A 4,979-nucleotide genomic window follows, 5' to 3' on the forward strand; every position below is an offset into this window, starting at 1 on the left:
AATCTCCTACAGAAGAGCGTGAGAGAGAAATCGTCGAAAAATCGACTTCAAGAATGTTGTCACGTACGTGTTGCTCGTATTTAGATCGTGATTCTCCAATCTGCTCGGCTGTGAATGTCCGTTCGGTGACGGGGATGCTACCTCGCTTTACTCGGGCTTGGAAGAGGTGGTCATTGTGTTGGAGATACTCGAATGGGGGTGAAGGAACGAGGTCGCTATCTTCGGCATCAAGGTAGTGGTGATATGTGATGCCGCGTGAACCGGGATCTTGATAATCGGCGTCGATCGCCGGATCGCGATCTGCCGCCGCGGCTTCCATCGCCTGCTGGAGTATCTGTTGGTCACGATCGGACAGTGACGCGACCGGTACTGTTACCGGATCAATGCCGCCGGGTTGATCCGTATCCTGTAGGTCGAGATGAAATTCCAACCAGACCCCTTCAACAGTACGAACCCCATCGACATGGATCCGGTAGTATCGGTCACCGTCAGTAGCAAACTGGAGGCGTTCCCGTTGCTCAGGACCAATCTTGTACTCGTAGGCCAACTGGTAGTTCAGCACGGTAACCGAGTCACTCGCAAGCAGCTCGTCGTAGACGGGACGTTTGTATTCTCCAGGGTAATCAATAGCGAACTGGGCTTGTTGTGCTGTCGGATCGTCTATAGTAAGCGCCAGAAGTATCTACACACATTTTCAGTAAGCTTCCGAAAATCGGTTGATAAACTGCTCTCCTCTAACTGGCCACACAAAGAGTTCCAGATTCTACTATAACGGCGAACGTATGAGTTAATTGGGGTTATCATTTATTTCCTATGTCGAATAGGGGCAGGTATGACCGAGATGTCAATACCTCCGTAACAGAAGCTAAGCAGACTAATTCTAATAAACTGAAACTACCCACAAGATTGTATATAATCCCACTTTGACGACTATACGCAATGCCCTCCAACAACCGCCGCACGTTCCTTGCCGCAAGTACAGCTGTTGGACTCGGTTCGCTGACCGGGGTTAGCGCACTTCAAACGCACGGTACTAGTACAACCTCCACAGCAGGCGATAGTGATGGGGAAGACTCTCTTGACACCTGGCTCGCAGCCGCGAATGATCCACAGACGCACCAGATCCGCGATCTCCGATATGCCGACCCGCCGACGGTGTACCTCGGCATGTCAAATACAAATTCGTTCTCCCCGCCCGCGATAAAGGTGTCACCAGAGACCACGGTAACGTGGGAGTGGGTCTCAGAGGACGTTGAGTACAACGTTGTAGCGACCGATGGGACCTTCAGCAGTGGGCAGCCGCTTTCCGAGGCTGGGGAAACATTTGAGTACACCTTCGACGCGGAAGGGACGTACAAATACGTCAGCGAACCGTATGCCGATGCGGGGATGCGAGGTGTCGTCGTGGTCGACACTGCACCGTCAAGTGAGTATCCAACCGTCGACGAGTGGCTCGCTGGAACAAATGGATACGACGGGACCATTACGGATCAAACAGACACTGACCTTGTCGAGATCACCACTGGAGCGAAGGGTAATAGTGGCCACTTGGCGTTCGACCCCCACGCAGTGAAAGTCACAGCCGGTACGACAATTCGGTGGTCGTGGACCGGGAAGGGGGGCGCACATAATATTGAATTCAAAGATGGTGACTACGGTAGTGAGTCGATCCACGTTGAGTCGGGCGTCCACTTCGAAGAAACGTTCTCTGAAACCGGGGTCTTCAGATACGCCTGTCAGCCCCACCATGCCCTCGGACACCGTGGTGCTATCATTGTCGAATGATAGATAGTTCAGATTGATTCCGAGGGCAGAAGCCCCGACTTTAGTCGTGAACAACTAACAACGTATCAGCACAATGGATCGGTTACAGCGCTATGGATTGGGCTCTTGCGGGGTCGGAGTAGTCGGGATAACATATCTGATTTTTCAAGGCACGCCAGTATTTTCATTCCAGAATGTCAGTAACGGTGGATACTATCCTGGCATATTAGGATACCTGTTTTGTGTTTTTGTTTTTGTCGTTGGTCTCATACTTTTAGCGTTACATCGTGAGACTACTCAATAACCATCTTGATGAACAACGCTCTTGGGTAGAGGATTGTTGGTCAGTTCTCAGCAGTAACGGGAAGTCACAGTGGGCAAGTGTGACGCAACTGCGTCACTGAACGAACGATGTCCCCAGTCAAGACGTTCACCTCGGAGCGTCAAGCTGCGAACCTGTTGTCACAGGTTCGCCGGCGTGATGGCGTCTATTGCCCACGCTTCCGTGGCGAATCTGTGATTCGGTACGGCAGCTATCGCGTGTTTCAGCGGTATCTGTGTAAGGATTACGACCGCACGTTCAATGATCAGACCGGCACTGTGTTTGAACACTCGGAAGTGCCACTCAGAAAGTGGTTTCTCGCCGTCTATACCTACATCCGGTTCAACACGAGCCTCAGACAGTTGGACGTAGAAATTGACATTTCCTACAAGGCGGTCTACCGGCGCATCCAGTGCTTTCTGCGAGCGCTGGACGCGCCTCGGCCACAACTTCAAGGGCCGGTCGAGATCGACGAATTGTACGTGAAAGCCGGGCTCAAAGGCCGCGAGCGCGACTCATCGCGCTCGCGTGGCCTGACCACGCGTGGACGTGGAACATACGGTAAGGACAAGCCCCCCGTGTTCATTCTCGCAGATCGCGGGAGTGGTGACAGGTACGTGTTTCCGACGAAAGCCGCGGATGAAGCGACGATTCGGCTCCTGCTCTCTGCCCGCCAGCAAGAGTCGTTAACCGTCTACACCGATGGCTTTCGAGCGTACGAACCGCTTGACGAAGACGACGCATTCATTCGTGAATACGTCATTCACGGTGACGGGGAATACGTTGATGGGGACGTTCACGTGAACACCTGTGAGAGCCACGCGCCGCTAGTGCGACGGTGGCTCTTGCCACACCGAGGCGTTTCCAAAGACAGACTTTCACTGTATCTCCGAGGATTTCAGCTTCGCCGTGAAATTTTCCGGAAGCCGGGTGAAGAGGCCCTCAAAATCATCCTCGAAACTGTACTATGACTCACAACAGTCTATACTATGAGGTGACCGATAATTATATGTTAGTTGATTTTACATTCGGAATATGGCAGGAGGATGCTACTATTGCGATGGAAAAGTGGATCGTAGTAACGGTCTCCAATGCCCAAAGTGCAGGGAAGTTGCTCATTTGAGCTGTTTGAAAAACCATGGTCTAGTAGCAGAAAAGGGGGGTGGGCTTTTGAGTAGCTCAACGACATACACCCGGTGCCCGTCCTGTGGAAACGAAGAACCACTAGGCTAAGCTATTTGCGGGTTTGGTGATTCACTGTTGCTGTAGAACTGTCTTGTATTTAGGAGTCAATCAGTCCAGTGATTTGCACCAACAGAACGCAAAGTCGTCACCAACAATCCTCTACCCAAGAGCGTACTATATATTTGCGCTTGTACCGAGTGATCGTTCCTTACCGATACAGACCGATGTCAGAGAGCAAGTTCAACATTTCTCACAGTCGCTTTCAGAACAAGTTCTCGGAACTGTCCGTACCATGTTCGGGCACGAAGCGTGTCACCGTACCGCTGCTTGATCCCAAAGAACACGGCTTCAACCACTGACTGTCGGTGATAGATGTCATCGTCATGCTGAGCATTGTGAGCCACCTCAAGTGGAGAGAACTCTCGGTGTTTAATCACTGGTCGGATGTCGGCTTCCCGAAGTTCTTGACGCAGGTCGTCCTAGTCATACCCTTTATCAGCGGTAACGGTCTGTAAGTGGCTAAGATTTCGTGTGAGTACCTGCCGCCCGAGGTGGGTATCGTGCGGCTACCTAGTCGAACAGTGAATATCCAAGCATTCGTCTTTAGCTAAGAGACGAACCCCATGACAGCGACGGCTTATCGGGGCTATATTTCGAGAGAAATGAGGTGGAGAAGTCTGTGCACAACTCTCCTTCCTCACCACGAATTATGTGCCGGCTCAGTACGCTTTTTCCATCTGAGTTCCTCGAAGAACACGCCGAGGAACTCGGCGTGGTCGAGTGGGAAGGCAAGCTCTAGATTCCTGTCTTCGTCTGGGCATTCGTGTTCGGCTTCGCCGCGGGCGAGAGCCGAACACTTGCTGGCTTCAGTCGCAGCTACAACTCCACAGCCGACGAGACGATCTCGCCGGGCAGTTTCTGTCAGCGGCTGACGCCGGAACTCGCGGAGTACTTCCGCGACCTTGCCGAGTACGATCTCGACGAGATCGCTGCTCCTGACACTGTTGACGCTGATATTGATCGATTCATCGATGTGATGATCGCTGATGGAACGGTGTTGCGGTTTCATGAGTACCACGTCCATGAGTATGAAGCTCGCAAGGAGGAGCAGGCTGGAGCAAAGCTCCACCTGCTCCACAATGCCATCGAGCAGACAATAGAACAGCTCGACGTTGCTAACGAGAAAACGCACGACAGCACGTTGCTTAACACAGGATCGTGGCTCGAAGATCGACTTCATCTTTTCGACCGAGCCTACCTCAAGTACCTCCGATTCGCGTTGATCGGTGGGAACAACGGCTACTTCGTGAGCCGGCTGAAAGAGAGTTCGAACCCGGCTGTAACGGAGGAATTACGGGAATGGCGCGGCCACGCCATTCCCTTGGAAAGCGAGCAGATCCACGATATTGTGGATGGTTTGCACCGTGAGTTCACCGACGTAGAAGTCGAGATAGCGTTTGACCGAAGACCGCACGCAGGTACGCAATCACGCGATACGAAGCGGTTCCGTGTCGTCGGCGTCCTCCTTGCGGACGCCGACGGCTAGGTCGCGTTAAGTTTGGCGTGAATTGTGGTAGACGGCAAAGGCTTCAAGCCAATCTCAGTACCTCACAAAGCACCGCCGGTTAGCCTGACTTGAGTTACCTGTTCTGCCGTGATGAGTCGTCGATAGCGGTTGAACAACACGGATTGATCGAGGAGCTGTCGC

2 protein-coding genes and 3 pseudogenes are annotated in these 4,979 nt (G+C 52.6%); 3 read left to right on the plus strand and 2 right to left on the minus strand.

Translation table 11 applies throughout. The features are described 5' to 3' along the window. Nucleotides 1-562, minus strand: a pseudogene (locus DJ69_RS18020) (hypothetical protein); the annotation flags it as partial. Between the two features lie 377 nt (nucleotides 563-939). Between DJ69_RS18020 and DJ69_RS15395 the strand changes: the two are divergent. Together DJ69_RS15395 and DJ69_RS15400 are read left to right on the plus strand one after the other, a co-directional pair. Beyond that, complete coding sequence (locus DJ69_RS15395) at nucleotides 940-1,785, plus strand: halocyanin domain-containing protein (RefSeq protein ID WP_245851733.1); 846 nt, start codon at nucleotides 940-942, stop codon at nucleotides 1,783-1,785. Between the two features lie 390 nt (nucleotides 1,786-2,175). Then, entirely contained in the window at nucleotides 2,176-3,057 is an 882-nt protein-coding gene (locus DJ69_RS15400) for an IS1595 family transposase (RefSeq protein ID WP_099256419.1), read from the plus strand. A gap of 441 nt (nucleotides 3,058-3,498) precedes the next feature. Here the strand turns inward: DJ69_RS15400 and DJ69_RS18950 are convergent. Continuing rightward, nucleotides 3,499-3,864: pseudogene (locus DJ69_RS18950) on the minus strand (transposase); the annotation flags it as partial. A 116-nt stretch (nucleotides 3,865-3,980) separates the two neighbouring features. Between DJ69_RS18950 and DJ69_RS15410 the strand changes: the two are divergent. Beyond that, nucleotides 3,981-4,811, plus strand: a pseudogene (locus tag DJ69_RS15410) (IS4 family transposase); the annotation flags it as partial. Nucleotides 4,812-4,979 lie beyond the last annotated feature (168 nt).

It is taken from the genome of Halorubrum persicum (assembly GCF_002727125.1).
GTDB lineage: Archaea > Halobacteriota > Halobacteria > Halobacteriales > Haloferacaceae > Halorubrum > Halorubrum persicum.